Origin of the sequence: Nonlabens sp. MIC269, from assembly GCF_001430865.1 — a bacterium.
GTDB classification, from domain to species: domain Bacteria; phylum Bacteroidota; class Bacteroidia; order Flavobacteriales; family Flavobacteriaceae; genus Nonlabens; species Nonlabens tegetincola.
In genome coordinates, this window is sequence record NZ_CP011373.1 from 584,997 (window position 1) to 610,974 (window position 25,978).

General features: G+C 34.9%; 21 protein-coding genes. 9 read left to right on the top strand and 12 right to left on the bottom strand.

Annotated features, from left to right (window positions below; all coding sequences use genetic code 11):
- The first annotated feature begins 22 nt into the window (after window positions 1-22).
- The 3 genes from AAT17_RS02660 to ychF all read left to right on the top strand — a co-directional run bounded on the left by AAT17_RS02660 (window position 23) and on the right by ychF (window position 2,529).
- Window positions 23-547: a DUF4252 domain-containing protein gene (locus AAT17_RS02660; protein WP_042278278.1), complete on the top strand. Its 525-nt coding sequence runs from the start codon at window positions 23-25 to the stop codon at window positions 545-547.
- Window positions 548-615: 68 nt separating this feature from the next.
- A complete protein-coding gene (locus AAT17_RS02665) occupies window positions 616-1,233 on the top strand; it encodes a DUF4252 domain-containing protein (protein WP_060522834.1) in 618 nt (205 codons plus the stop codon).
- Between the two features lie 201 nt (window positions 1,234-1,434).
- Window positions 1,435-2,529, top strand: a complete 1,095-nt coding sequence (gene ychF / locus AAT17_RS02670; protein WP_060522835.1) for a redox-regulated ATPase YchF — start codon at window positions 1,435-1,437, stop codon at window positions 2,527-2,529.
- 57 nt (window positions 2,530-2,586) lie between these two features.
- On the opposite strand, the gene gldG is transcribed toward ychF, so the two are convergent.
- From gldG to AAT17_RS02690, 4 genes are read right to left on the bottom strand one after another with little or no spacing between them, the layout of a single operon-like run.
- Window positions 2,587-4,287, bottom strand: coding sequence for a gliding motility-associated ABC transporter substrate-binding protein GldG (gldG, locus tag AAT17_RS02675; RefSeq protein ID WP_060522836.1), 1,701 nt, complete (start codon window positions 4,285-4,287; stop codon window positions 2,587-2,589).
- A gap of 1 nt (window position 4,288) precedes the next feature.
- Window positions 4,289-5,017: a gliding motility-associated ABC transporter permease subunit GldF gene (gene gldF, locus AAT17_RS02680; RefSeq protein WP_060522837.1), complete on the bottom strand. Its 729-nt coding sequence runs from the start codon at window positions 5,015-5,017 to the stop codon at window positions 4,289-4,291.
- Window positions 5,014-5,310: a putative quinol monooxygenase gene (locus AAT17_RS02685; protein WP_060522838.1), complete on the bottom strand. Its 297-nt coding sequence runs from the start codon at window positions 5,308-5,310 to the stop codon at window positions 5,014-5,016. Before AAT17_RS02685 ends, gldF begins: the two co-directional genes overlap by 4 nt.
- A complete protein-coding gene (locus tag AAT17_RS02690) occupies window positions 5,307-6,140 on the bottom strand; it encodes an S-adenosyl-l-methionine hydroxide adenosyltransferase family protein (RefSeq protein WP_060522839.1) in 834 nt (277 codons plus the stop codon). Before AAT17_RS02690 ends, AAT17_RS02685 begins: the two co-directional genes overlap by 4 nt.
- 149 nt (window positions 6,141-6,289) lie before the next feature.
- Between AAT17_RS02690 and AAT17_RS02695 the strand changes: the two genes are divergently transcribed.
- Window positions 6,290-7,240: a PhoH family protein gene (locus AAT17_RS02695; RefSeq protein ID WP_042278270.1), complete on the top strand. Its 951-nt coding sequence runs from the start codon at window positions 6,290-6,292 to the stop codon at window positions 7,238-7,240.
- On the opposite strand, the gene AAT17_RS02700 is transcribed toward AAT17_RS02695, so the two are convergent.
- Window positions 7,237-7,884, bottom strand: coding sequence for a hypothetical protein (locus AAT17_RS02700; RefSeq protein ID WP_152557392.1), 648 nt, complete (start codon window positions 7,882-7,884; stop codon window positions 7,237-7,239). The two genes, AAT17_RS02695 and AAT17_RS02700, sit on opposite strands and share 4 nt — an antisense overlap.
- A 326-nt stretch (window positions 7,885-8,210) precedes the next feature.
- On the opposite strand from AAT17_RS02700, the gene AAT17_RS02705 reads away from it, so the two are divergent.
- Complete coding sequence (locus AAT17_RS02705; RefSeq protein ID WP_060522840.1) at window positions 8,211-9,659, top strand: glyceraldehyde-3-phosphate dehydrogenase; 1,449 nt, start codon at window positions 8,211-8,213, stop codon at window positions 9,657-9,659.
- A 35-nt stretch (window positions 9,660-9,694) separates the two neighbouring features.
- Here the strand turns inward: AAT17_RS02705 and AAT17_RS02710 are convergent, their stop codons facing one another.
- Together AAT17_RS02710 and AAT17_RS02715 are read right to left on the bottom strand one after the other, a co-directional pair.
- Window positions 9,695-10,840: a DUF3095 family protein gene (locus AAT17_RS02710; RefSeq protein WP_060522841.1), complete on the bottom strand. Its 1,146-nt coding sequence runs from the start codon at window positions 10,838-10,840 to the stop codon at window positions 9,695-9,697.
- Between the two features lie 92 nt (window positions 10,841-10,932).
- Window positions 10,933-11,925, bottom strand: a complete 993-nt coding sequence (locus AAT17_RS02715) for an IS110 family transposase (RefSeq protein WP_060522842.1) — start codon at window positions 11,923-11,925, stop codon at window positions 10,933-10,935.
- 288 nt (window positions 11,926-12,213) lie between these two features.
- Here AAT17_RS02715 and AAT17_RS02720 point away from each other — a divergent pair, with 288 nt between their 5' ends.
- Window positions 12,214-14,181, top strand: coding sequence for an endonuclease (locus tag AAT17_RS02720; protein ID WP_060522843.1), 1,968 nt, complete (start codon window positions 12,214-12,216; stop codon window positions 14,179-14,181).
- 75 nt (window positions 14,182-14,256) lie between these two features.
- On the opposite strand, the gene AAT17_RS02725 is transcribed toward AAT17_RS02720, so the two are convergent.
- Window positions 14,257-16,128 (bottom strand): DEAD/DEAH box helicase, encoded by a 1,872-nt coding sequence (locus AAT17_RS02725; protein ID WP_060522844.1) that lies wholly within the window; start codon window positions 16,126-16,128, stop codon window positions 14,257-14,259.
- Between the two features lie 134 nt (window positions 16,129-16,262).
- Between AAT17_RS02725 and AAT17_RS02730 the strand changes: the two genes are divergently transcribed.
- Window positions 16,263-17,168 (top strand): ribonuclease Z, encoded by a 906-nt coding sequence (locus AAT17_RS02730; RefSeq protein ID WP_060522845.1) that lies wholly within the window; start codon window positions 16,263-16,265, stop codon window positions 17,166-17,168.
- On the opposite strand, the gene AAT17_RS02735 is transcribed toward AAT17_RS02730, so the two are convergent.
- The 4 genes from AAT17_RS02735 to aceB form a co-directional block, all read right to left on the bottom strand.
- Complete coding sequence (locus AAT17_RS02735) at window positions 17,165-17,764, bottom strand: hypothetical protein (RefSeq protein ID WP_060522846.1); 600 nt, start codon at window positions 17,762-17,764, stop codon at window positions 17,165-17,167. The genes AAT17_RS02730 and AAT17_RS02735 overlap by 4 nt on opposite strands.
- A 45-nt stretch (window positions 17,765-17,809) precedes the next feature.
- Complete coding sequence (locus AAT17_RS02740; RefSeq protein ID WP_060522847.1) at window positions 17,810-20,140, bottom strand: ATP-dependent helicase; 2,331 nt, start codon at window positions 20,138-20,140, stop codon at window positions 17,810-17,812.
- Window positions 20,141-20,378: 238 nt separating this feature from the next.
- Window positions 20,379-22,004: an isocitrate lyase gene (locus AAT17_RS02745; protein WP_060522848.1), complete on the bottom strand. Its 1,626-nt coding sequence runs from the start codon at window positions 22,002-22,004 to the stop codon at window positions 20,379-20,381.
- A 68-nt stretch (window positions 22,005-22,072) separates the two neighbouring features.
- On the bottom strand, window positions 22,073-23,665 hold the full coding sequence (gene aceB, locus AAT17_RS02750; protein ID WP_060522849.1) for a malate synthase A: 1,593 nt from the start codon (window positions 23,663-23,665) through the stop codon (window positions 22,073-22,075).
- A 116-nt stretch (window positions 23,666-23,781) separates the two neighbouring features.
- On the opposite strand from aceB, the gene AAT17_RS02755 reads away from it, so the two are divergent.
- Together AAT17_RS02755 and AAT17_RS02760 are read left to right on the top strand one after the other, a co-directional pair.
- Window positions 23,782-25,257 (top strand): helix-turn-helix domain-containing protein, encoded by a 1,476-nt coding sequence (locus AAT17_RS02755; protein WP_060522850.1) that lies wholly within the window; start codon window positions 23,782-23,784, stop codon window positions 25,255-25,257.
- A gap of 72 nt (window positions 25,258-25,329) precedes the next feature.
- On the top strand, window positions 25,330-25,929 hold the full coding sequence (locus AAT17_RS02760) for an MCP four helix bundle domain-containing protein (protein WP_042278257.1): 600 nt from the start codon (window positions 25,330-25,332) through the stop codon (window positions 25,927-25,929).
- Window positions 25,930-25,978 lie beyond the last annotated feature (49 nt).

A 25,978-nucleotide genomic window follows, 5' to 3' on the forward strand; every position in this document is an offset into this window, starting at 1 on the left:
CAATCACAAAAAAAGTACAACAATGAAAAAGTTATTATACCTAGCAGTATTTATTCTAAGTGTAACCTACACAACTGCTCAAAACCTAGATGCCATGGGCAATCTTAAAAACACATCAGAAACAGTGGTAACGAGTGAAATGTTTGGCCTTATTGCAAACATTGACTTTAATTCCCAAGATGAAGAGGTTAAGGAGATGAAAAAGATGATAGATAAGCTTACTGAATTACGTGTGTATGCTACTGATAATCCAGAAAGTGCTACTCGTATGGCCGCAATGGCAAATAAATACATCGAATCAAAAAAGCTAGTTAAATTGATGCATGTTAAAGAGGATGGTCAATTATTTACATTCCACATGCGCAAGGGTAGCTCTGATAAAAAAATACGCGAATTGGTAATGCTTATCAATAACGTAAATAGCGATGAACCAAATGCCGTATTTCTTGTTATCACCGGTGACCTAGATCTAGATCAAGTTTCAAAAATCACTGAAAAGCTTAATGTTCCTGGACAAAAACAGATTGAACAAGCCACTCAGGAGTAAAACACAATTAACACCTCTTGTAGAAGATTACAAGAGGTGTAATTTATAAACCATTAAATCAAACTACTATGAAAAATTTAATCAAACTTATAGGAACTAGTCTATTCCTTGCTCTTGCCTTGGTTTCCTGTGAAAAAGAGGATAGCTTACAAAAATTTCTTGTTGATACTCAGGAAAAGGACGGATATCTGTCCACAAGTGTACCTAAGGGTATCGTAGGTTTTAAAATGGATAACATGAGTGAAGATTCACAAAAAGCCTATGAATCCATTAACAAAATTAATCTGGTAGCACTACCTAAAGATGCTAAAAAAATAAATTTTGAAGAAGAAAGAGAACGCTTAGATAAAATTCTTAAAAGTGATTCTTATAAAACATTGATGAGACATAGTTCTGATGACATGAAAGTTCATCTAGTGTATGAAGGAGAAAAGGATGCTATCGATGAGGTTCTAGTTTACGCAGATATGCCTAAAGTAGGAATGGGACTTGCCCGAATCACTGGTGACAATATGAATCTTAATGACATCATGAAAATGATGAAAGAGCTAGAAAACAGTGATCTTGACGAACAAAAGGTAAAGAACATGCTAGAAGGTTTTGGGATTAAAACCGATAGCGATAACAACATTGATGAAGATAGTATTAAAGAAGCCCTAGAAAACAGCGGTATTAATATTCAGTAGATTAGAAATAATTCACTTATAAAATCCTCTTCTATAAAAGAGGATTTTTTTTACGCTCTACTTTTTGAAACTAACTAATTAAAGATGCTTTACTTGTATATTTGCAGCCTTTAAAAACAAACAACATATCTTTTCATAATTGATCAGGATGATGCAAAAGAAAATTTGGAAGATATGTGAATCTCATAAAATTGTTTAGTAATGAAAGCAGGAATTGTAGGATTACCTAATGTTGGAAAATCAACCTTATTCAATTGTTTATCAAATGCCAAGGCACAAAGTGCCAACTTCCCATTTTGTACTATAGAACCTAACGTAGGTGTTGTTAACGTACCAGATCCTAGATTATCAAAACTCGAAGAACTCGTACAACCAGAAAAGGTAATTCCTGCTACTGTAGAAATAGTTGACATTGCAGGTTTAGTAAAAGGAGCCAGTAAAGGTGAAGGTTTAGGTAATCAATTTTTAGGGAATATTAGAGAGACCGATGCTATTATTCATGTTTTAAGATGTTTTGAAAACGATAACATTGTTCATGTAGATGGTAGTGTAGACCCTATAAGAGATAAGGAAACGATTGATATTGAACTTCAATTAAAAGACCTAGAAACTGTAGAAAAAAAGCTAGAAAAGGTTAAAAGGGCTGCAAAGACTGGTAATAAAGAAGCTCAAAAAGAACTTGCAATACTAGAACAACTTAAAGAAGCTTTAGAAAGCGGTACTAGCGTAAGAGCTGTTGAAATTGATCAAGACGATCGTGATGAATTTGTAAAACCGTTGCAACTTATCACTGATAAACCTGTACTCTATTTATGCAATGTAAATGACGATGCTGCTGTAACGGGTAACGACTATGTAGAACAAGTTAAAGAAGCCGTGAAAAATGAAAATGCCGAAGTACTTGTACTTGCCGTTGGAACCGAGGCCGATATAAACGAGTTGGATGATTATGAAGAACGTCAAATGTTCTTAGCTGATATTGGTCTTGAAGAGCCAGGAAGTGCAAAATTGATAAGATCTGCTTATAAATTACTCAATCAACAAACTTATTTTACAGCTGGTGTAAAAGAAGTAAGAGCATGGACTGTCAATATTGGAGCTACTGCGCCACAAGCTGCTGGAGTTATCCATACCGATTTTGAAAAAGGATTCATTAGAGCCGAAGTAATCAAATATGACACTTACGTAGAATACGGCTCAGAACAAAAAGTAAAAGAAGCTGGTAAACTTAAAGTTGAAGGTAAGGAATACATCGTTCAAGACGGTGATGTAATGCATTTCCTATTCAACGTATAAATCTTTATTAATCATATATTGAAAGGTAATTACTGAGGCTCATTCAGTAATTACCTTTTATTTTTTGGAATACTTACGTTTTCGTAATAACAAGAAGATAGCTGCTAGTAGAGCAACAAAAACTAATGGTATCATTACATTGATTAATTGCCATTGTAATCGATCATCATACGTTTTTTGAACATCTAAAAATGGAATAATGATATCCTTATTCCTCAAGGAAATCAAACCTGAATCATCCAACAAGTAATTGATAGTATTCATTAAAAACTCCTTATTACCAAAACTCATTCCCGTTTTTATATCATATCCTAATTCTTGAACCTGTCCAGCAATTATTTGATTTTTCATTATATCACCGTCAGAGATAAGAACTAATGCACCAGATTTCCCATAGTCCAAATGTTCTTTCAACATAATAGGTTTCACTCTATTTCTGTAAGCACTTTTGAAATTTCCTTGAGCTAGAACAGCTAGCGGTTGTTGAGTTGAGTTGAATGCCTGGGAATTAATAGGCTTTTCTATTTCGTTTAAACTCACAGCAGCAGGTAGCGTGACTAATTGAGTAGCTTTTGAAGTGGTTAATAAAACCGTTTTCTCAATATCATTTTTTAGGGTATCAATAGTTCCAGCATATTCAAACTTTACATCCTCAAGATTTTTTATGATTGATTGAGCTGTTTGAGTCGTATCTGTCGTAGAATTTGAAACAGGATAATAAGGCCATGGGAACGCTTCGTACTGAGTGTTTCTACCTTGACCTACTGCTAGCGCTATAGGTGCAAACTTTTGATCACGAACTAGTCCAGTTTTTAATCGCAATCCATAACTAAATAGCATTTCGTCAATATTGAGAGACCTAGGAAGAGCATACGCTTTAGCTTGTGAATTGCTTAGGCTGTCATCCTCTATAATAATCGGGTCTATAGCCATAAGCATTTTTCCACCATCTATTAAATATTGATCTAGTATATATTTTTTTATTTCACTGTAAGGTTTAGTAGGTTTAGGAGCAACCACCAGATCGAATTTTTTAAGACTATTTAATACCTTTTGTGGCTGAACACTATCATTGTCATTTAAAAATTCAATAGCATAAGGTGCTGCCTTGTAGTACGATTGAATAGACTGTAAAAAATCTTGTAGTTGCCTGTCAGTTAGATTACCACTATCACGTAAAACGGCTATCGTTTTTGACTTTTTGGTTGAAACTCTTTTAAGGGCATCTATCAATTGATATTCTAACTGTTGAATACTGGAGTTTACGCGCTCTTCTGCACTTGCACCAGCTACCGATTTTAATAGTGGAGTGATCACTTGTTTTTCATTATAATAAAACTTGGCATAAGGAAATAAAAGTACCTTGGTATTTTTACCAGCTTCCTGCACGCTTGCAACTGCTGGTTTCATACCTTCTTGTGCTAGTTGGGCCGCAACTCTATCTGTTTCATTTTGATTCAAGTCGGCTATAGGGTTAATAAACTCGAATTTTAGATTTGAATTGATATTAGACAATTCTTCTAGTAATTGCCTGGTTTCTAATTTCAATTTTCTAAATTCAGCCGGTAGATCACCATCTAAAAGAACTTGAACATACATAGCTTGATCAATACTTGTAAGCAGCTCTTTGGATTGCTTTGATAAAGTAAATCTTTTATCTTTCGTAAGGTCTAACCTTTCATGATATAAAGAATTTAATATTATTAATCCTACTATTATCAAAATAGGCCACAGTATATGTTTTAATCTGGATTTCATATTACTTCCTCTTACGTTTTAGGGTTAATATGTTTTCGCTTAAAGCGAAAAAGAATACACAAATTACTATGAAGTAAGTTACATCTCGAGTGTCTAGAACGCCTCTGGAAAGGCTAGAATAATGATATTTCATACCTAATGACTCTACTAAATCATTACTAGATAATTGACTGGCTAATCCTTCAAATCCGAAATACATAACAAAACTTAAGACTGCAGCTAGAAGAAATGCTATTATTTGATTACTGGTTAAACTACTTGCAAATAATCCTATCGAAACATAGCTAGCTGCTAATAGTAAAGCTCCCAGATAGCTACCTAAAACACTTCCTAAATCAATATTAAATTGCGGATTACCTAACCATCCTAAACTTAGGATATACAAAATGGTAGGAACAAGCGCTACTAAAATCATTAGAAAGGAAGCCATAAACTTACCACCGATTATTGCTCGCATGCTTAATGGACTAGTATATAGCATTTCCATTGTTCCTAATTGAAGCTCAGTTGTAAAACTGCGCATAGTTATGGCTGGAATTAAAAACAAAAACAACCAAGGTAATAAACTAAAAAATGGTGAAGCATCAGCAAATCCGTAGTCCAACAAATTAAACTCTCCTCGAAATACGAATAATACTAATCCTAAGATCAATAAAAACAACCCTATAATCAAGTAACCCGTGATGGACGAAAAGTATCCATTCCATTCCTTTATAAAGATAGCTCTCATGACAAACTTACTTTTTTAAGCACTGAATATGCAGTTGGAGGCTGGGCAAACATTTCTTTTGTTTTAGGCCAAACTTCCTTAAATAACGTAGATTTCCTGTATTTATTTAAATACTCTTCTGAATCCCAATAACTGTAAGTAAAAAATCTTTCAGGCTCATTTATATCCTGATATAATTCTAAAAAGGTACAACCTTCTTGATTACGTATTTGTTCTTTATAATGATCAAACATGGTTTGGAAGCTAGAAATATGTTTTTCTTCAAAAACCATCTGAACGATGCGTACTATCATGATTCAAATTGTATTGTTACTGGTGCGTTAATTTCTAAACCAAAAAGACTGCTAGCACTACCTACTGTGAGCGGATTACTTTTATAGGTAGCTAGTTCTAGGTATCCTGAATTATTAAAGAGCGCTAGTCCTTTACCATCTGGTTTATTCGATTTTCCGTTTTCATCATATTTGACGATTTCAGAGTATCGATAATAAATTCTATTAAATTTTTGATCGCGTGCTTGTAGAATAAAGTTCCTACCCTTTCCATAACTTTCAAATACGTCACGAGATATGTTTGTAATTGCATTACCGTAATTATCTATAAATATCACTTTACCCCTTATACTTGTACTATCATTAGATAGAATAGGAAGAATTCCAGGTAAGCTTTTAAGCTCAGTTATTGGTTCTCCTATTACTTTTAAAGTACCACCTCGTTTAATGTGACAGGCTACCTGAACAAAGGCATCCAAAACCGTAAAATTGGAATAAATTCTATCGTGAATATTTATTACTACCGCTTTTGTTGGTCTAAACTTCTGTAAGATAAACGATAGAACCCCATTATCTGCACATACGAAATAATGATCATCTAATAGAGCTGCGATGTGAGGACTCTCAGGAGTATGCTCGGCATCTACTCCAATTACATGCACAGTACCTTTTGGGAACTGTGAGTAACTCGTATAAATCATAAATGCAGCCTCGTCAACACTAAATGGAGTAACATCGTGGGATATATCTACAATACGTGCATCAGGAAATTGAGAATAAATAGCCCCTTTAACAGCTCCTGCATAAGGATCTTTATATCCGAAATCTGTAGTCAAGGTTATAATGGGCATAGGTTAGTGAGATGTAGCTGCGTTTAATTGATAATATTTTAAACTTAAACTAATGTCAGTTTCAAGAAATATGTGTAATTTTCCTAAAGCTTAATTCAATAACAAAGCTATAAAATTAATCACGCAATAGCTTATAAAACTGAATACATTTGAACGAACTTATAATTGATCTCTCCGAAACTAATCCATCTGACTTTTTTGGTGTCAAAAACAAGAATCTTTCTTTTTTAAAGAGGCATTTTCCAAAACTTAAAATAGTTGCACGTGGCGGCACCATGAAGGTATATGGTGACGAAGAACAGTTAGAGGAGTTTGACAAGCGCATGGAGATGTTATTAACTCATTTTTCCAGATACAATGCGATTGATGAAAATGTGATTGAAAGATTACTAATGACTGATGGCGCTAGCGATTATAAGTCGGAAAAAATTGATGATGTGTTGGTTCACGGTAACCGTGGATTACTAATAAAACCAAAAACAGATAATCAAAGAAAACTTGTGGATCTATGTAAAAAGAACGATCTAGTTTTTGCAATTGGTCCAGCGGGAACTGGAAAAACATATATAGGTGTTGCAATGGCTGTCAAAGCTTTAAAAGAAAAACAAGTCAAACGTATCATAATAACAAGACCAGCTGTTGAGGCTGGAGAGAACTTGGGTTTCTTACCTGGTGATCTCAAAGAGAAGTTAGATCCCTATATGCAGCCAATCTATGATGCATTACGCGATATGATTCCTAATGAAAAATTAGGTTCGCTTATTGAAAAAGGAACCATTCAAATTGCACCATTAGCTTTCATGCGAGGTAGAACTTTGGACAATGCTTATGTTATCCTAGACGAAGCTCAAAATACAACTCATGCACAAATGAAAATGTTTTTAACTAGAATGGGTAAAAACGCAAAATTCTTTGTGACTGGTGATCCTGGACAGATTGATTTACCTAGACGTGTCATATCAGGTCTTAAAGAAGCATTATTAATTCTTAAAGAAACTGAAGGAGTAGGAATGATGTATCTAGACGATAAAGATGTCGTAAGGCACCGATTAGTGAAAAAGGTGATTGAAGCTTATAAACATATTGAAAATCGCAATTAGGATTTTAAGACAGTTCTTAAGTCGTAATCAGCAAATTTTTTCATGTAAGCCTTGACTGAACTTCCATAGGCGTCTTTATTATTACGTCTACCTTTAGTTCTAAAAAAACGCTTTACTCCACCAGGTCCAGATAAATGCGCTGCGGCCAGTGCTCCACTTGTTGTAACCTTTACTCCAGCGATCTCTTTACCTTCATATTCCTCAAGAAAATCTTTCAAAACTTTATAGTTATAGTTTAGATTCTTGACAAATATTTTTTCTTGAAGAGATGGTGAGTTCAAAAAGTATAAAGTATCATTCACACCTAATTGCTCGAGTGTAGATTTTCCAAATTGATATTTACCTAAGTACCCTAAGGAATTTACCTTATGATATTTACCTTGTGACTCTTTAAATGCCAGCGCAGTTCTGAATGCATCAAATCCTCTTTCACTTTCAATTGGGAAAGAAGTCTCCTTTGCTTTTTTTACAGAATGCTTAGGTCCCATGGTATGAAAACCATAAGCAATAAATTGCTGAGGCTCTCGATTGACTGCAATTTTAGTTTCTTTATCCAGTAGGTTTGCTCCTACATTACTCATTGTCATGAGTGATATTCCTATTATTAAGGAATACATTAACACATTTAATAAACGTGTATTCATAAAATTTGATTTCGGTATGTTACTGTCACCCCTTACCTATTTCGCGGTGCAAATTTACGACTATATTTAGATTAAAAGTTAAATACTTCATAAACAGATTTTTAAGTGTGTTACTTATTGTTAATAAAAGCAAGTATTTGTGTCATATTTATAGCCCTTAAATTCAGTGTTATCAGTAGTTTCCCAACGACTCAATGAATTAATGTGTAGAATTTTACACTGAAAAAAGATTCCTGTAAAAAACAAAATAAATTTATTCACAAACCATTATCGCAAACGTTGTAGTTGTCTTATTTTTGCAAAAATTAAAACTAAACCTTTTTTCCATGAGCCAAATGGACACCTACGAGAAAGAAATTGCTTTTCAAACAGACCGACGTCGTGCCGCTGTAGCCTTCATTAAAGCTGTTAGTGATTTATGGTATGACAAATCAATTGAGTTAGTACTTTTCCGTAATCAACTAATCGATCGTAACGTGAGCGAAATCATCAATTTACATGAGTATGCTGGTGAATTTGTTCAAAAACCTATCTCGGTATTTGATAGTGTTGAAATTGCGCAAGCAATTTTACAGCTTAATTTACCACCTGCCAAAGTAGATATAGGTAAGCTTACCTACGAGTATCATCTTGAAGATAATGAAATACAAGATGCTACTAGTTTTGTTGCAAAAAAATTAGGAGACGCTCAAAATCAAGATAACATCACACCAAAAGATGTTGTTCTTTACGGTTTTGGTAGAATAGGTAGATTACTTGCTCGTGAATTAATGACCAAAGCAGGTAAAGGAAGTCAGTTACGCCTAAGAGCTATTGTTACTCGTGGAGAAATATCTCAAAGTGTTCTAGAAAAAAGAGCCTCTCTTCTTGCACAAGACAGTGTGCATGGTGATTTTTCTGGAACGGTAAGTTATAGTGTAGAAAATAAAGCTCTTATCATTAATGGAACAACCGTTAATATGATAAGTGCCAATGCTCCAGAAGATATTGATTATACAGAATACGGTATAAACGATGCTTTAATAATTGACAACACAGGAGCTTTCAGAGATGATGAAGCTTTAGCACGTCATCTGAAGGCAAAAGGAGCTCAAAAAGTATTACTTACTGCTCCAGGTAAAGGAATACCAAATATTGTTCATGGTGTGAATCACCTAGAGAACAATCCTGACGAAATAGACATTTTCTCAGCGGCAAGTTGTACAACAAATGCTATTACACCTGTTTTAAAAGCAGTGGAAGATAGCTTCGGAGTTGTTAAAGGACACCTTGAAACCATTCATGCTTATACTAACGATCAAAATCTTGTAGACAATATGCACAAGAAATACCGTCGTGGTAGAGCTGCTGCCCTTAATATGGTAATTACTGAAACTGGTGCTGGTAAAGCAGTAAGTAAGGCATTACCTAGTTTTGAAGGTAAATTAACATCAAACGCTATTCGAGTTCCTGTTCCTAATGGTTCTCTTGCTATCCTTAATTTACAACTAGAGAACTCTACAAGCAAAGAAGCCTTAAACGCAACCATGAAGAAATATGCATTAGAAGGTGATCTTGTTGAACAAATAAAATACAGTATTGACAACGAATTAGTATCTAGTGATATAATTGGATCAAATGCTCCTTCTATTTATGATTCAAACGCAACAATAGTTGATGATTCTGGGAAGAATGCTGTTCTTTACGTGTGGTATGACAATGAATATGGATATAGTCACCAAGTTATAAGACTGGCTAAATACATTGCAAAAGTTAGAAGATTTACTTACTATTAGTAGATTAGAAGCTATTATGAATAAAGCCCAACTTATCAGTTGGGCTTTTTGCTTTTAAATATTTGAGCTGCTTTGGTATAACCACCTTGATCGCCATCGACAAAATGCACATGATAATCATCAAGCGCGGTTACAAAACAAGAAAGTACACTTGTATTACTTACATGATAACCAAAGGTTATTTGTCCACTTTCTTTTAGTTGTTCCAGTTTCTTTAATAGTTTTTCACGCTGGATAGAGCTACCAGTAATAACAGTATTAATTGAACCATCAATCATCAATGATTCGGTATGTAGGGATAGTTCATTTAAATATCGTTGTCCTTCTTTGCTATTTTTTAAATAAAATTTGCCTATCAAAATTCTCATGATAGCTTTTGTCATTTCTAACCAACTCATCGAAGAAAACTTCATCAAAACTTCATCTTTCAATTGTTTAAGATTGTCTACCATATTGAGTCTTTCTGGAATAATAGGATGCCTCATACCATATTCACCATAAATTTCGTCTAGTAATCGTAATACGTTACTGTAAATGTCACTTTGCCACTCAGTTTTGGTAGCATTAATGATTAAAGTTAAAATCTCATTATTGGTTTGTGGTGGCTCGATTTTATCCCATTTACATTCCATCCCGTTAAGATTAAGATTAAAGGGAAATGAAGATAATTGGATTTCACGGTTGTCTTTCTTAATACTTGTCTCTGCGATTTGAAGAGCATCTCCTAGGACAATTGGAGAAACATGTAACTCATTCAATCTTACTTTAGTAATCTTAAGAACTGCTCCTTGATTATATAATTCTTTAAGCGGCCTAGAATCAACTCTTAGAAAGAAATCAAAATTGTCCTTACAATTCTGTTGGTGTAAGACAAGCGCATGCAAACATTCGTCTAATAATGGCTCGGGAACCATAATAGTAGCACCATCACCGCCAAAGAAAAAGGGAATTGAAATTTCACGCTCTCTAGAAATATTAAGGCATGCCACAATGCAACCAGTGGCAGCTAGGTTAACCAATTGATGTTTTCCGGCTGCTACGGCTGCCGATGAGTTTTGGACATCGGTCACTATAATATGCCAGCTTTCTGGCACAATCTCAAATAAAGATTCATCTGCCAGCACATCATGAACAGCGTCATAATAAACGTATAGATTTTTATAAAAATCAACATCAGCCATAATCAAACCTAACTCTTTTTCTCTAAAATGAAATTAAAAAACATGATAAAAGCGACTGAATACGTATTCCAAGGTAAAAAACAAGCTTTTAATCAATAATTTGTTGCAGCTATATTAACGAATGGTGTACCTCTTTTGATAACAGCAAAACTGCGTGCTAAAATCTTGTTTCTCACGTTGTTTAATGCTATCATTTTATGCTTCCCTTCTTCGAGTTTACGATGGTAATAATTTCTTAATTCTTGGTCTGATTGAATTGCTGAAACGGCCGCCATACTTAATAAAGTCTTCATCTTCCTATCCCCTATATAATGACTCTGTTTTCTGCGCCGGATAGAGCTGCCCGAACTGTATTCAAATGGCGCTATTCCACAATAACTCGAAAAGCTACGCCAGTTGTTGAATTTCACAAAATTACTGGTATGATACAGCAGTTGGCAACTTAGTATCAATCCTACTCCTTTTACCGATCTTAACAAATTATAATTTGTTTGTAAACTATCATCTGTTTCAAGCAGCTCCTTCATACGTCGCTCTATATGTTGGACCTGTTTGTCTATATGCTTGATACTGCGCTCTAGCAGTTTACAGCAACTATCTGTTGACGGACTTGATAACAAGTGCTTTTGCTCTTTTAAAGTCGACTTCAATCCACTGCGATCTCTTACTAATTGATCTCTCAATGACAAAAGTCTTCCTAGTTCCTGAAATTCCTTTGGCTTTATCTTACTAGGTTCCAGTTCTTCTCTATACATCCAACCATATCTGGCAATCATATAAGAGTCTAACTTATCTGTCTTCTCTCTAGTAAGACCGGTACTACGTTTTATACGCATGGGACTTTCTTCTACATAAACCAAGTCCTTTGAGCTTAGAAATACAGAAAGCTTTAGTGAGTAATTACCCGTATTTTCAAAAATGAAAAAATAACTACTAACTTCTAATTGATCAGAAACCCATGATAATAATTGAGCATAACCCTTATCATCATTTGTAAATACAGCATGTTGCTTAATGTGATATAGAGTTGCATCTAATGTATTTTTTGATACATCGATACCTACTACTTCTCTTACATTTTTCATACTTTTATAAATATTAATGATTATTGATGCTTGGCAACTATTTCCTTTAATGAGCTTTTTAAGCTAGGTATTCCAAGTAGTTCAACTAAGCATCCTACAAGAGACTGAGAGGACTATTACGTATAAAAGGTAATGCCTAAAGACCGTTAGAGTTCTCCTCTCTTCTCTTGTTAAAATTAATAAGGTCAAAGTAAAGGTACCGTTGTTGATAAAAGAACTACTCACAACACTATTCTTAACAATAACTTCATACTAAGGATTTTACCTTTGCAGCATAATTCCCTCTTTATGAAATATGTATACACACTGTTTGTGTTTTGTTTCGCTTTCGCGAAAGCGTACTCACAAGTAGTTATCAATGAACTTGATACAGATACTCCAGGCACAGATGACATGGAGTTTGTGGAGCTTAAAACAGACAATCCATTTCAATCATTAAATGGTTATGTATTGGTGTTTTTTAACGGAAGTACTAGTACCTCTAGCGGTCAAGGTAGAAGTTATTATACCGTTGATCTAGATGGATTAACTACCGACAACAATGGATTAATAGTTCTAGGTAGTTCTCAAGTATCTCCAGTTCCAGATAGATTACTAGCAGAATCAAACATACAAAATGGTGCTGATGCAGTAGCGATTTATCTGGGTGATGACACGGACTGGCCAGATCGTACTTTTGCCAATCAGACCAATTTGATAGACGCATTAGTTTATGAAACAGATGATGCTCTTAATCAGAATTTACTTAATTTACTGGGTGAAACCGTGCAGTATAATGAAAATGAGAATGGTAATAAACTATCAGAATCTATTCAACGTAAAGACGATGGAACCTTTGAAGTAAAACCTAGTACACCGCATTCCCTTAACGATACGACCACACCTAGCTATACAGGTGTAAGTTATACTAGTAGTAGTGCATCTGTCGATGAAGGATCGTCGGTTGATATCACTTTTACCCTTACTCAAGCATCGAGCAACTCATTTACTCTTAATTATAGTTTAAATAACGCAGGTTTTGATACCAGCGATTATACAGGAGTTACACAAGTAACCTTTGCGCCTGGTGTAACTTCTGTAACAGAAAGTTTTACCATTATAGATGATGTTCTTGATGAAGGTGATGAATTCATGCGTATTAATATTCAAAATAGTCTGCCTGTAGGTTTCAAAAGGTTGAAAGATAACGAGACTGTATTAATAGTTGACAATGATTTTCAAATAGCAAATTACGGTACACCACTTCAACCTACCTATGGTATAGTTAATAGCACCGCACCATCAAATTATTACGATAGTTTAAATAATTTATCAGGAAACACTCTTGAAACAGCTATTACTAATTTAATCGCAGATGAGAATACCGTACGCATTCATACTTACGATGACACCATAGAAATTTTAAAACAAGCGGATGTTTCTCCACTTAATTCTAATAAAGTGTGGTTACTATATTCTGAAGAGGATCGCAGTGATATTCTGTTTCAAACAGGAAGTAGTAATGTAGGTAGGTGGAATAGAGAACATATTTACCCAAGATCTAGAGGCGGCTTTTTTGAAATTGAGTATGATGAGACCATCGACGGTATGTCTGCCTGGACTCCTACAAATGCCGACAGTTTAAGACATGGTCAAAGCGACGCTCACCATTTAAGAGCTACGGACGGACCAGAGAATAGTCAACGTGGTAATAAAGACTATCCTGAATATAATGGTCCTAATGGTTCACAAGGCAGTTGGCATGGTGATGTAGCTAGAGCCATTTTCTACATGACGCTACGTTATAATGGATTAGACGTAGTAAATGGTAATCCTAGTAATTCTACCAGTGGTCAAATAGGCGATCTTGCTACTTTATTGCAATGGCATCGTAATGATCCACCAGATGATTTTGAAATGAACAGAAATAATGTAGTTTACAACTGGCAATTCAATCGTAATCCGTTTATAGATTTACCCGATCTAGTGGAATACATATGGGGTAATCAATCTGGTCAAACGTATTTATTGAACGAGGACGAAGTCAGTTTTAATGAATACATCATTTATCCTAATCCTTCACAAAATAGTTTCCTAATTCAAACTACGACACCTATTAAAGAAGTTGCTATTTATGATGGAACTGGAAGATGGATACAAAATAAAACTGTAGAAAACAATTCTACTATTAATCATAAGTTACAAGCTGGAGTTTATTATTTAAAAATCACATCTACCGAAGGAAACATCAGCACTATTAAACACATAGTAAAATAGACTAATCTTAGGTTATAAGATAAAAAGGCTCTTGAATGATCAAGAGCCTTTTTAATATCAGTTTAAATGGAATTATTAATCCCACTTAGATCCAAAGAAATTTGATCTCCCCTTTTTCTTTGATTTTCCTTTACTACTATTCCCTTTTCTTTTACTTGGGAATTCAACTACCTTATCATCTTTATTGGGTCTAGATCCTGACTTATCAAAGTCTGATCTCTTTGAGCGTCCTTTAAAAGAACCATTATTGTTTTCACGCTTCTTTCCACCGCGACCGCGATTTCTATCACGACCACCGCTACGACCTCTATCTCTAGATCTTCTAACCTCACCTTTGTGTTCATTGCATCGTAATTCACGTCCATCGCGTTGTGCTCCATCTAGAACTTTCATAAGTGGAGCAACTTCTTCACTTACGTCAATAAACGAATGTGCACCTTCAACTAGAATTCTTCCAACTTCTTTTCCTTTTATTCCAGTAACATCACAAATAAAACCAAGAATAGCACCTTTATTAACGTCGTCTTTACGACCTAGGTTTAAGAAGAATGTTTTCATCCCTTCTTCTTTACCATTAGTTTTATAACCTCTATCCTTACCAGAATCTCTATCACGTCCCTTGCTGCGATCATTTACATCAGTAATAGAAGAGCGCTTGTAAATACTTTCAAATTCACGACTCAAGAATTTCATTACCAATTGTTCTTTGGTAATACCTTCAAGTGCTGCCATAACGCCATCTACTGTTTCAACATTCAGTTTCTTGTGTAGATCTTGAACAATAAGCTGTTCTGTCCAACGATTAATACGCTTATCGGCTATGTCTTCAATCTTAGGAATTTCACCCTTTTCAAAGTTTATTCCTAATTTACGTTCTAGAAATTTAAGTTTACGAGTATCTCCTTTGGTAACAAAGGCCATAGAAACACCCTTTTTACCAGCACGTGCAGTACGACCAGATCGGTGTGTGTAAAATTCTGGATCGTCTGGTAGAGCAAGGTGAATTACATGAGTAATATCATCAACATCAATACCTCTTGCAGCAACATCGGTAGCAATAAGAAGGTTTATATTTTTATCTCTAAAGCGCTTCATCGCTGCATCTCGTTGATGTTGCGACATATCACCGTGTAAAGCTTCGGTTGAGTAACCGTTATTATTTAATTGATCGGCTACATTTTGCGTATCGCGTTTTGTTCTACAAAACACTACACCAAACATATCCTGATCATAATCTAACATACGACGCAATCCTTCAATCTTGTCACTTGCTTTAAGTTGTACGTATTCATGAGAAATATTTGTATTTACAATATTCTCACGATTAACCTTAACTTCCTGTGGATTGTTCATGTAGGTATTAACGATTTGCTTGATCTCACGTGCCATAGTAGCACTGAACAACCAAATATTTCTACCCATATCACTCTTAGAAAGGATGTAATCGATATCTTCCTTGAATCCCATGTTAAGCATTTCATCGGCTTCATCAAGCACCATGAATCTTAAGGAATCTAGGCGTACTTCCTTACGTTTCATTAAGTCCATCAAACGACCTGGAGTAGCAACAATTACTTGTGCTCCTCTTCTCAAATCCTTGATTTGACCCATGATATTAGCTCCTCCAAAGACGGGTACAATTTTCAACTTACCCAATTTGGAAGACATTAAGTCTAACTGCTTACAAATTTGTTGTGCTAGTTCACGAGTAGGTGCTAGAATAAGCGCCTGTGTATCGTCTGACGATGTGTCCATGAGCTCTAGTAATGGAATACCAAAAGCTGCTGTTTTCCCTGTACCGGTCTGCGCCAGACCTATAAAATCTCCATCATGTTGTAACAAGATGGGAATCGCTTGCTGTTGAATCTCTGTTGGATTCTCAAACCCCATTTCAGCAAGGCCGTCTAGTAACGGCTGTGATAGCCCTAAGGCTTCAAAATTTTTCAAATAACTTGTTTTAAATATTTTGCAAAAGTAGTGTTTTAAATTACTATTACGCACACTTATTGATATTTAACTATTAAGAAGGATTTTATATTTAACTTATTGTGCTTTCATACCTTTGCCCTACACTATTAGATATGAAACTTACCATTTTAGGATGTCACAGTGCTACACCTAGAGATAACGCACGACCTACTGCACAAGTATTGGAACTACGAGGCCATCTTTTTTTAATCGATTGTGGAGAAGGAACTCAAATGGCCTTGCGTAAAAACCGAATAAAGTTTGCCCGTATTAAGCACATTTTTATCTCTCATTTGCATGGTGATCATGTCTACGGTCTTATAGGTTTAATTTCTACATTTTGTCTTTTGGGTCGCGAGTCTGATTTAACGATTTATGGACCTAAAGGAATTAAGGAACTTATTTTATTACAATTACGACTTGCTAAGGTGTATACTAGTTTTGATTTACGCTTTCGCGAAAGCGTAGAAAACAAAGAAACTTTACTATACGAAGATGACCTACTAACTATACACACCATACCACTAGATCATAGAGTTTTTACGCATGGATTCCTATTTCAAGAAAAACCAGGCGATAGAAAATTAGATGTTGCAGCTTGTGAAAGCTATGGTATCGATCAAGCTTATTATCGAAAGATAAAACAAGGTTTTGATTTTGTGCTTGATAATGGTGAGGTGATACCTAATGTTGAACTGACTACTGATGGTGATGAGCCAAAGAGCTATGCTTTTTGCAGTGATACAGTTTATAAAGAAGATATTGTTCCACAAATACAAGGTGTAACAGCCTTATACCATGAGAGTACTTTTTTAAAATCTCATGCTCATTTATGTGACAAAACAAAACACTCTACCGCCGAAGAAGCTGCAACTATAGCTCTCAAAGCAAATGTAGGAACCCTTATACTGGGACATTATTCATCCAGATATGGTGACTACAATTTGTTTAAAGAAGAGGCTCAAACTGTTTTTAAGAATAGTGAGCTTGCTCTAGATGGCAAGGTTTTCCAATTTTAACCTCTACGTCGCTCTAATAATATCATCATCATTAAACTGAGCATGACTCTTATTTTGTCATCTTGATCGATTTCTGATATTTTGTTTAAACTAAACTTGCGACCAAAAAAAGAAGGTTCTTTCACTAGCTCTACTACTGGACTTCCATTTGATACGACCGTTACATCATAAGCTGGATTAAACAAATATCCTGTAAAAAAACCGAGTACAGGAACTTCTCCTAGCAAGCCATCTAGGAAGCGTGTCATTGCACTGCGCTCTTTTATTATATACTGTGGTTGGTTATTTTGATCTACGATATGATACTCTGCCTTCCACATTGAACGCCAGCCTTTACGAGCAACCTTACCAATTACCCTACCGTTGGGATCAATCATGGAATAAGCTGTACTCCAATCCAACCATTTGTCTGCCTTTATGTTATAAAGAATTTGTGTTCTACTCTCATCGGTATAAACAGTAACCGATTCTTTGAGCTTAAACATTTTTTGTCTTACATAAGCGACTGTTTTGCCAGTAGCATCTGTAGCGACAAAATCATTACTTATGGTCGAGATTTTGAACTTGAAATTTATAGGAAATTGGATGTTCTGCATGATCTAGTTTTTGGTTGTAATTGAGTTTTTTGATTAACTTTCTATTTAATCTTTAACCACTTCTAATTTAGCAAATCTTAGGAGTAACTTTTTAATACCACCTATTTTAAAATTAATTTCAGCTTTTTTCTCGCCACCAGCTCCTTCAATGTTTAAAATCTCTCCACGACCAAATCGAGCGTGCTCCACTAAAACTCCTGGTTGTAGAGCACCTAGGTCATTAATAGGCGTTGCCTTATTAGATGCGCTAGCCACTGGACGCAGTTTTCTCAACTTTCTTAATTGTTCTGGACTAGGGTTGTTAACACTAGGTGGCGTACCGTTTTTGGGTTTTGATTGACGTAATTTTGACTTATCTGGTTCATCCCACAGATGATCGCTAAGTGCACTTTTAAAACGATAATCATCAGGTGGTGTGGTGTATTCTAAATATTTATCATCAATGTCGGTAAGAAAACGACTAGGTTCTGCATCAACTAATTTTCCCCATCTATATCTACTTAATGTGTATGTGAGATAAGCTTGATGTTCGGCACGAGTTAAAGCTACATAGAATAAGCGACGTTCTTCTTCTAGTTCTTCTCTGGTATTCATACTCATAGCACTAGGGAATAGATCTTCTTCCATACCAACGATGTATAAATAGGGAAACTCTAAACCTTTTGATAAGTGAATCGTCATAAGAGATACTCTATTTGTATCACCTTTATCATTATCCAGGTCTGTTGCCAGCGCCACATCTTCTAGAAATTCTGCAAGAGATCCACGAGCTTCATCGACTTCTTTTTGTCCTTCGACAAAATCACGCATACCATTAAGCAATTCTTCTATATTTTCTATTCTAGAAATACCTTCTTGAGTACCGTCTTTCTTAAGCTCGGTGAGATAGGCACTTTTTTTAATAACATGCTCAGTTAATTCAAAAACATTGCTAGTCTCTTCCATTACTTGGAAACTTTTAATCATGGTAGCAAAGTTTTTTAACTTGGTTCTAGTTCCTGTATGAATACCAGCTCCTATTTGATCAATATTTTCTATAATTTCAAAGAGACTGCGACCATAATTTTTTGCGGCAACTACAATTTTATCCATTGTAGTTGCTCCTATACCTCGAGCAGGATAATTGATTATGCGTTTAAGAGCTTCTTCATCTTTTGGATTAACGATTACTCGTAAATAAGCTAGTACGTCCTTAACTTCTTTACGTTGATAGAAGCTTAAACCTCCATAGATTCTATAAGGAATATCTTTTTTACGCAATGCATCTTCTATTGCTCTTGATTGAGCGTTAGTCCTATATAGAATTGCAAATTGATCGTTATCTAATTGATGTTGCATCTTGTTTTCAAAGATGGAACTCGCAACGTAACGACCTTCTTCGGCATCACTCATTAATCGGTGTACGATGATTTTAGGACCATCTGAATTTGCGGTCCATACCACCTTATCCAATTTTGTTTTATTGTGTTCAATTACCGAGTTTGCAGCTTCCACAATATTCTTAGTTGAACGATAATTTTGTTCAAGTCGATAAGCTTTTACATCATCATAATCACGTTGAAAATTCAGAATGTTATTAATATTTGCACCTCTAAAGGCATAGATGGATTGAGCATCATCACCAACTACACAAATATTTTGATACTTATCAGAAAGGGCCTTTACTATCAAGTACTGTGAATGGTTGGTATCTTGATACTCGTCTACCAGAATATATTTAAATCGTTCTTGATATTTAGCTAAGACTTGTGGAAACCTATTCAATAATTCATTTGTCTTAAGTAACAAATCATCAAAGTCCATGGCTCCTGCTTTAAAACAGCGCTCAACATATTCTTTATAAATATCTCCAAACCTAGGTCGACGTGCCATCGCATCGGCCTCTTGAAGATCGGCATCGTTAAAATAAGCTCTTACAGTTATAAGGCTGTTTTTAAGTGAAGAAATTCTATTTTGAATTTGTTTGTACTTATAAACCTCCTTATCCAGTCCCATCTCTTTAATGATAGCACTTACCAGTCTTTGAGAGTCTTGAGAATCGTATATGGTAAAATTTGATGGGTATCCTAATTTATCTGCTTCCATTCTAAGCAGTCGAGCAAATACAGAGTGAAAAGTACCCATCCATAAGTTTTTTGCCTCACTTTGTCCAACTATATCAGCGATACGAGTTTTCATTTCTCGTGCTGCCTTATTAGTAAAGGTTAAAGCCAGAATATTAAATGCGTCAACACCTTGCTGCATAAGATAGGCTATTCGTAAAGTAAGTACACGCGTTTTTCCTGAACCTGCACCAGCAATTACGATCATAGGACCATCTTTTTGCAAAACTGGTAATCGCTGTGCATCATTGAGTTGTGATATATAATCCTCCACTTAGTATCTTTTTCTAGAACGGTTCAAGATACGAGTTGAAGGTTGATTTTAAAACCTATCTTTTAAAATTTTATACACGTTAACAACTGTAAAATCAGGGTAGCTTTTTGAATTCTTTTTTGATAATAACTTACTGCATCAAATTGAAGATACTCATTCATGAGAAAGGGAATTATAAAAAAACCGCTCTTAGAAAAGAGCGGTCTTTCAACATTACATTACTATTACTAAAACTTAATTATCCAGTTACCATTTTAATTACTTCAACATCTACTTGTGGTGACTCAAATTGATTACTGGTATTTTTTTCTCCACTAGCCTTAAGAGCGTTATCCCCAGCAAAAAATGTTTTATGATCATCTCCAAGATCAGATCCTGCCATACGTTGATGCTTCACACAACTTACCCCTTTTCTAATTTCCTGACGTTGAACGTTTTCAACATAGGCAAGCATTCCTTGAGAACCAAAATAATCCTGAGCTAGATCATTCATGTGTAACGCAGTGGTATGATAGGTAGGCAAAGTTATGAGATGATGAAAAATTCCCGCTTGTAATGCAGCATCACGTTGGAAGGTTTTAATATTTTGATCTGCTATCTCGGCCAATTCCGTATTATCATATCGTTCATCCATAAGATAATCACGATTGTAAAGTGTTATATTTTCACCATTGGCAAGCATTTGGTCATAAGCTTGTTGCCTGAAATTCAATGTCCAGTTGAAAGATGGCGAATTGTTATAAACCAATTTTGCATTTGGTACAACCTCACGCACACGCTGTACCATATGGGCTATTTGCTTCACGTTAGGTGTAGGTGTTTCAATCCATAACAAATCTGCACCGTTTTGTAAACTGGTGATACAGTCTAACACTACTCTATCAATATTAGTCCCATCCTTGAACTTATACAAGCCATTTGCAAGTCTAATAGGACGTACTAATTTACCATCTCTCTTAAGCAACACATCGTCGTTATTTGCTTCATCTAGGGTTACTTCTTCAGTATCTACAAATGATAAGTATTGAGAAGCAAGATCACCAGATTGTTTAGAAACTGGTAGTTTTTGAGTAAGTCCTGCTCCTTCTGAATCTGTACGAGCAACGATTACTCCTTGATCTACTCCTAATTCTAAAAACGCATAACGTATTGCTTGTAATTTTGCCACAAAGTCCTCATGAGGAACAGTTACCTTACCATCCTGATGACCACATTGTTTTGCGTCAGACACCTGGTTTTCAATTTGAATAGCACAGGCACCAGCTTGTATCATTTTTTTTGCCAGTAAATATGTAGCTTCCTCATTCCCAAAACCAGCATCAATATCAGCAATAATAGGAACCACGTGAGATTCAAAATTTTCTATCTTGTCTATAACATCTTCTCCATTTTCTAATCTTTTGAATAGATCATTAAGCTCAACGGCATCAGCCTGTTTGAGAAAATCATATATTTCTTCAATAAGGGCAGGAACTGCTGTTTTTTCATGCATGGATTGATCAGGCAATGGTCCAAATTCTGACCTTAATGCTGCAACCATCCAACCTGATAAATACAAATAGCGTTTTTGAGTTGTTTGATGATGCTTTTTTACGGCGATCATTTTTTGTTGCGCCACAAATCCGTGCCAGCAACCTAATGACTGGGTATACTTTTCTGGATTTTCATCATATTCTGCCATGTCTTTTCTCATAATGGCAGCAGTATATTTTGCAATATCTAATCCAGTTTTAAAACGATTTTGTACACTCATTCTTGCAGCATATTCTGGTTGAATTTGATCCCAAGAGTTACCGTATTGTTTTTTTAATTGTTGCACTTTTTCTAATACAGTTGTGTAGGTACTTTGTGCGCTAGTTTTCATAATTTTGCTATTAGTAAATTAATTTTGCTTGAATCCTGTAGATTGTTGCCGCAATCGCAGGATTTTTTTTATATAAATTGATATGCTGGTAAAGTCAAAAACTCCTCAAAATCTGGATTCTCCACCAACTGTGTATAAATTTCGATTGCTTTATCTAATCGGTTATTCGGTATTTTAACGAATATCTCTTTTAGCTTATTTACTTCATCATTAAAAAGCTCGGTATACAAGGATTTATTTAAAACACGATGATCATCTAATCGAACTTCATTTTTCAACCATTGCCACAATTGTGTCCTTGAAATTTCGGCAGTTGCGGCATCTTCCATTAGATTATAAAGTGCTACTGCGCCGTGACCTCTCAACCATGCCTCAGTATATAGAATACCTACATTGATGTTTTTACGTACTCCTTTTTCTGTAACTGATCCTTTAGGCAACTCAACTAAGTCTGCTTCATTTATCGTAAGGTCTTTAAGTAGGCGATCTAATTGATTTTCCTTAGGCATGTGCTTATCAAACTCATCCATTGCTATTTGTACTAGCGCAGGATGTGCAACCCAGGTACCATCATGACCGTTTTTAACCTCGCGCTCCTTATCCTTACGCACCTTTTCTAGTGCAGCTGCATTTGCCTCGTCATCATTCTTAATAGGAATTTGAGCAGCCATACCACCGATAGCTAGAATACCTCGTTTATGACATCTTTGAATAACTAATTTTGAATAGGCATCCATTAATGGAGATGTCATGGTAACCTGATCGCGATCTGGAACTATAAAGTCTTTATGATTTCTAAATTTTTTGATATATGAAAAAATATAATCCCATCGACCACAATTCAATCCTACTATATGATCACGTAATTCGTAAATAATTTCATCTAATTGAAAGCTCGCCGTAATAGTTTCTACCAACACAGTAGCTTTGAAAGTTCCTAGTGGTACTTCTAGGTACGCTTCCGCGAAAGCGAACACATCATTCCACCATGTAGCCTCTTCATAATGCTCAAGTTTAGGTAAATAGAAATAAGGTGCACTACCCTTTTTAAGAAGCACTTGCGTATTGTGAAAAACGTATAGGCCAAAATCAATAAGACTACCAGATGAAACCTGATCTCCAAACATCAAATGACGCTCCTCTAGGTGCAGTCCACGCGGACGTACAAGAAGAACTGCGGGACATTCATTGAGGTTATAAGATTTACCAGTTTTAGGATGTGTGTATGAAATAGTTCTTTGATTGGCATCTCTAAGATTTTGTTGCCCTTGCATGTTGTTGTCCCATGTAGGAGAATTACTGTCCTCTAGATCTGCCATAAAAGTGCGCGCTCCAGAATTAAGAGCATTTATAATCATTTTTCTATCCACAGGACCCGTAATCTCTACACGTCTATCTCTTAAATCACTGGGAATAGTTCCTGCTCTCCAGTCAGAATTTCTAATATGGGAAGTTTCCTGAGGAAAGGAAGGAAAATTGCCTTTATTAAAATATTCCTGTGTAGCTTTTCTTTTATCAAGCAGTTCTATACGTCTTTCATTGAATCGGTGATGAAGCACCGATAAGAAATCTAAAGCTTCATCAGTTAAAACATCATTATAATGATTAGTAACCTGAGGATCAAAAGATACTGCCGGAGCTTGAGCTATTAAATTTGTCATGTCTTGTAGATTTGATTCCAAAACTAAATCAAAGAATTTTATAAAACAAGCGAACGTTCGCTAAATATGAATATTTTCTATTAACACCTTATTCTCAAAATGATTATTTTTGAAATATGAAGGAAGATTATATCAAATTGATTTTTGGGCTTAAGCTACGTCAAATAAGGAATGACAAGGATTTATCTCTTTATGGATTATCTAAATTGAGCGGACTTTCAAAATCTTATTTAAATGAGATAGAAAACGGTAAAAAGTACCCTAAACCAGATAAAATTGTGCTGCTTGCCGAAAAATTAGAAGTTCCTTATGATCAACTAGTATCTCTTAAGTTAGATAAAAAACTTGCACCTATAGGTCGATTATTAGAGTCTAATGTATTTAAGGAAATTCCTTTGGAGCTTTTTGGAATTAAGGAGCGACACCTTATAGAACTCGTTTCCAACGCTCCTGATAAGGTAAGTGCTTTTATAAGCACAATCATTGAAATAGCTCAACATTATAATTTTAGTAAAGAGAGTTTTTACTTAGCTTCATTGAGATCTTACCAAGAGGCCAATTATAACTATTTTAAACATCTTGAGGATGAAGCAACAGCAATAGCAAATAGGTTTCAAATAAATTTGTCTTCGCCGATCAAATCAGAAGATTTAAAAGAAATTTTAATTGAAGAGTATCATTATAAGATTAATGCAGAGGCGTTAGGACATCAACATGGTTTAGAAAACTTAAGATCTGTTTTTGTACCAAAAAGTAAAACACTACTTGTACACCATGAAGTGGATGAATCACAACGCACTTTCATATATGCAAAGGAGTTAGCCTACCAACATCTTAAAATTGAACAGCGTGTCAATACGTTCCCATGGCTTAGTTTTGATTCTTTTGATCCTGTTTTAAATAATTTTTACGCGTCCTATGTAGCAGGTGCTCTTATTTTAAGCAAGCAAATTCTTGATATCAAGCTAAAAGCAATATTTGAAAAGGATACTTTTGATAAATCTGCCTTTTTACAACTCATAAATAGTTTTAACGCATCTCCTGAATCCTTTTACCAAAGGCTAACGAACATTTTACCAGCATCTTTCGGAATTAAAAATTTATTTTTTCTTAGACATACGCATCAAGTAGGTACAGATGATTATTGGCTTAAAAAAGAACTTCACCTTGCTCATCAACATTCTCCTAGGGCCAATGAAACAGATGAACACTATTGTAGAAGGTGGGCTTCCATAAAAGTATTTAAAAAAATTACCTCATCAAATAAGGAACATGAAATGGATATTCAAATTTCAGAGTTTCCAGAACCAGAGGTGAAATACTTAATTCTATCATCTGCCACCAAAGATCCTTTTAAGGATGGTCATTACCGCAGTATCACAATAGGTATGTTTATAGATAAAAGTCTAGAAAGAAAAATCAAATTTATTAAAGACCCTTCTTTAAACTCCTATAAAGTAGGTGTAACTTGTGAACGTTGTAGTATCACAGATTGTGACGTACGAAAGTCACCACCGAAACATCTTATTAAACAAGAAAAACACAATCAAGTGGCAAATCTTGTTAGAGAATTAATGCACGAATTTGAATGATTTTAATATCCATTTAAAGTACTCAATTTAGTATATTTACTTTAAAACTTGCTAACTAAGAATAGTGTTATTATGTCTTTATACAACAAATTAAAGTGGATTCTAGGTATACTTATTGTTTTCGTTTTAATCATCGCAACCAATCTAATTGATAAGAACAACTTTACACGTGTTCGTGATTCGGTGGTTACTATTTATGAAGACAGAATAATAGCAAGCGATTTGATTTTTGAATTACAGCAATCCATACATGAAAAAGAGGTTGCTATCGTTTTAAGGGATAGTTTGTTTTACAAAAATCAAAACTCTAGAGTAAATCAACATATAGAGTCTTTACTTGCCAGGTACGATGAAACGAAGCTCACCAAAAAAGAATCCAAAATTTATAAAAATTTAAAAAGCAACCTGGCAGATTTAATGACTCTAGAAAACAAGAACACCTCCATTAATCTCTTAAATAAGAATGAGATTCTAGCAAAAATTGATAATCTTAAATCTAATTTGAGTGATTTGTCTAAAGTACAGTTGGACGAAGGTGGAAAACAAATGTCAATAAGCAGAAAAGCTCTAGACACTGTCGAATTTTTTACTCAATTAGAAATTTGTATTCTAGTTGTCCTTGCTATTGTGATACAACTAATTGTAATGTATAATCCTAAAAAAACAGAGTGATGAAATTTTGCCCTTCCATATAAAATCGAATAATATGAAAAGACAAAAT

Excerpts from the sequence above, each read along its gene's own strand:
- AAT17_RS02660 (WP_042278278.1), top strand. The coding sequence starts at position 23 with ATGAAAAAGTTATTATACCTAGCAGTATTTATTCTAAGTGTAACCTAC.
- AAT17_RS02665 (WP_060522834.1), top strand. The coding sequence starts at position 616 with ATGAAAAATTTAATCAAACTTATAGGAACTAGTCTATTCCTTGCTCTT.
- ychF (WP_060522835.1), top strand. The coding sequence starts at position 1,435 with ATGAAAGCAGGAATTGTAGGATTACCTAATGTTGGAAAATCAACCTTA.
- gldG (WP_060522836.1), bottom strand. The coding sequence starts at position 4,287 with ATGAAATCCAGATTAAAACATATACTGTGGCCTATTTTGATAATAGTA.
- gldF (WP_060522837.1), bottom strand. The coding sequence starts at position 5,017 with ATGAGAGCTATCTTTATAAAGGAATGGAATGGATACTTTTCGTCCATC.
- AAT17_RS02685 (WP_060522838.1), bottom strand. The coding sequence starts at position 5,310 with ATGATAGTACGCATCGTTCAGATGGTTTTTGAAGAAAAACATATTTCT.
- AAT17_RS02690 (WP_060522839.1), bottom strand. The coding sequence starts at position 6,140 with ATGCCCATTATAACCTTGACTACAGATTTCGGATATAAAGATCCTTAT.
- AAT17_RS02700 (WP_152557392.1), bottom strand. The coding sequence starts at position 7,884 with ATGAATACACGTTTATTAAATGTGTTAATGTATTCCTTAATAATAGGA.
- AAT17_RS02705 (WP_060522840.1), top strand. The coding sequence starts at position 8,211 with ATGAGCCAAATGGACACCTACGAGAAAGAAATTGCTTTTCAAACAGAC.
- AAT17_RS02710 (WP_060522841.1), bottom strand. The coding sequence starts at position 10,840 with ATGGCTGATGTTGATTTTTATAAAAATCTATACGTTTATTATGACGCT.
- AAT17_RS02715 (WP_060522842.1), bottom strand. The coding sequence starts at position 11,925 with ATGAAAAATGTAAGAGAAGTAGTAGGTATCGATGTATCAAAAAATACA.
- AAT17_RS02720 (WP_060522843.1), top strand. The coding sequence starts at position 12,214 with ATGAAATATGTATACACACTGTTTGTGTTTTGTTTCGCTTTCGCGAAA.
- AAT17_RS02730 (WP_060522845.1), top strand. The coding sequence starts at position 16,263 with ATGAAACTTACCATTTTAGGATGTCACAGTGCTACACCTAGAGATAAC.
- AAT17_RS02735 (WP_060522846.1), bottom strand. The coding sequence starts at position 17,764 with ATGCAGAACATCCAATTTCCTATAAATTTCAAGTTCAAAATCTCGACC.
- AAT17_RS02745 (WP_060522848.1), bottom strand. The coding sequence starts at position 22,004 with ATGAAAACTAGCGCACAAAGTACCTACACAACTGTATTAGAAAAAGTG.
- aceB (WP_060522849.1), bottom strand. The coding sequence starts at position 23,665 with ATGACAAATTTAATAGCTCAAGCTCCGGCAGTATCTTTTGATCCTCAG.
- AAT17_RS02755 (WP_060522850.1), top strand. The coding sequence starts at position 23,782 with ATGAAGGAAGATTATATCAAATTGATTTTTGGGCTTAAGCTACGTCAA.
- AAT17_RS02760 (WP_042278257.1), top strand. The coding sequence starts at position 25,330 with ATGTCTTTATACAACAAATTAAAGTGGATTCTAGGTATACTTATTGTT.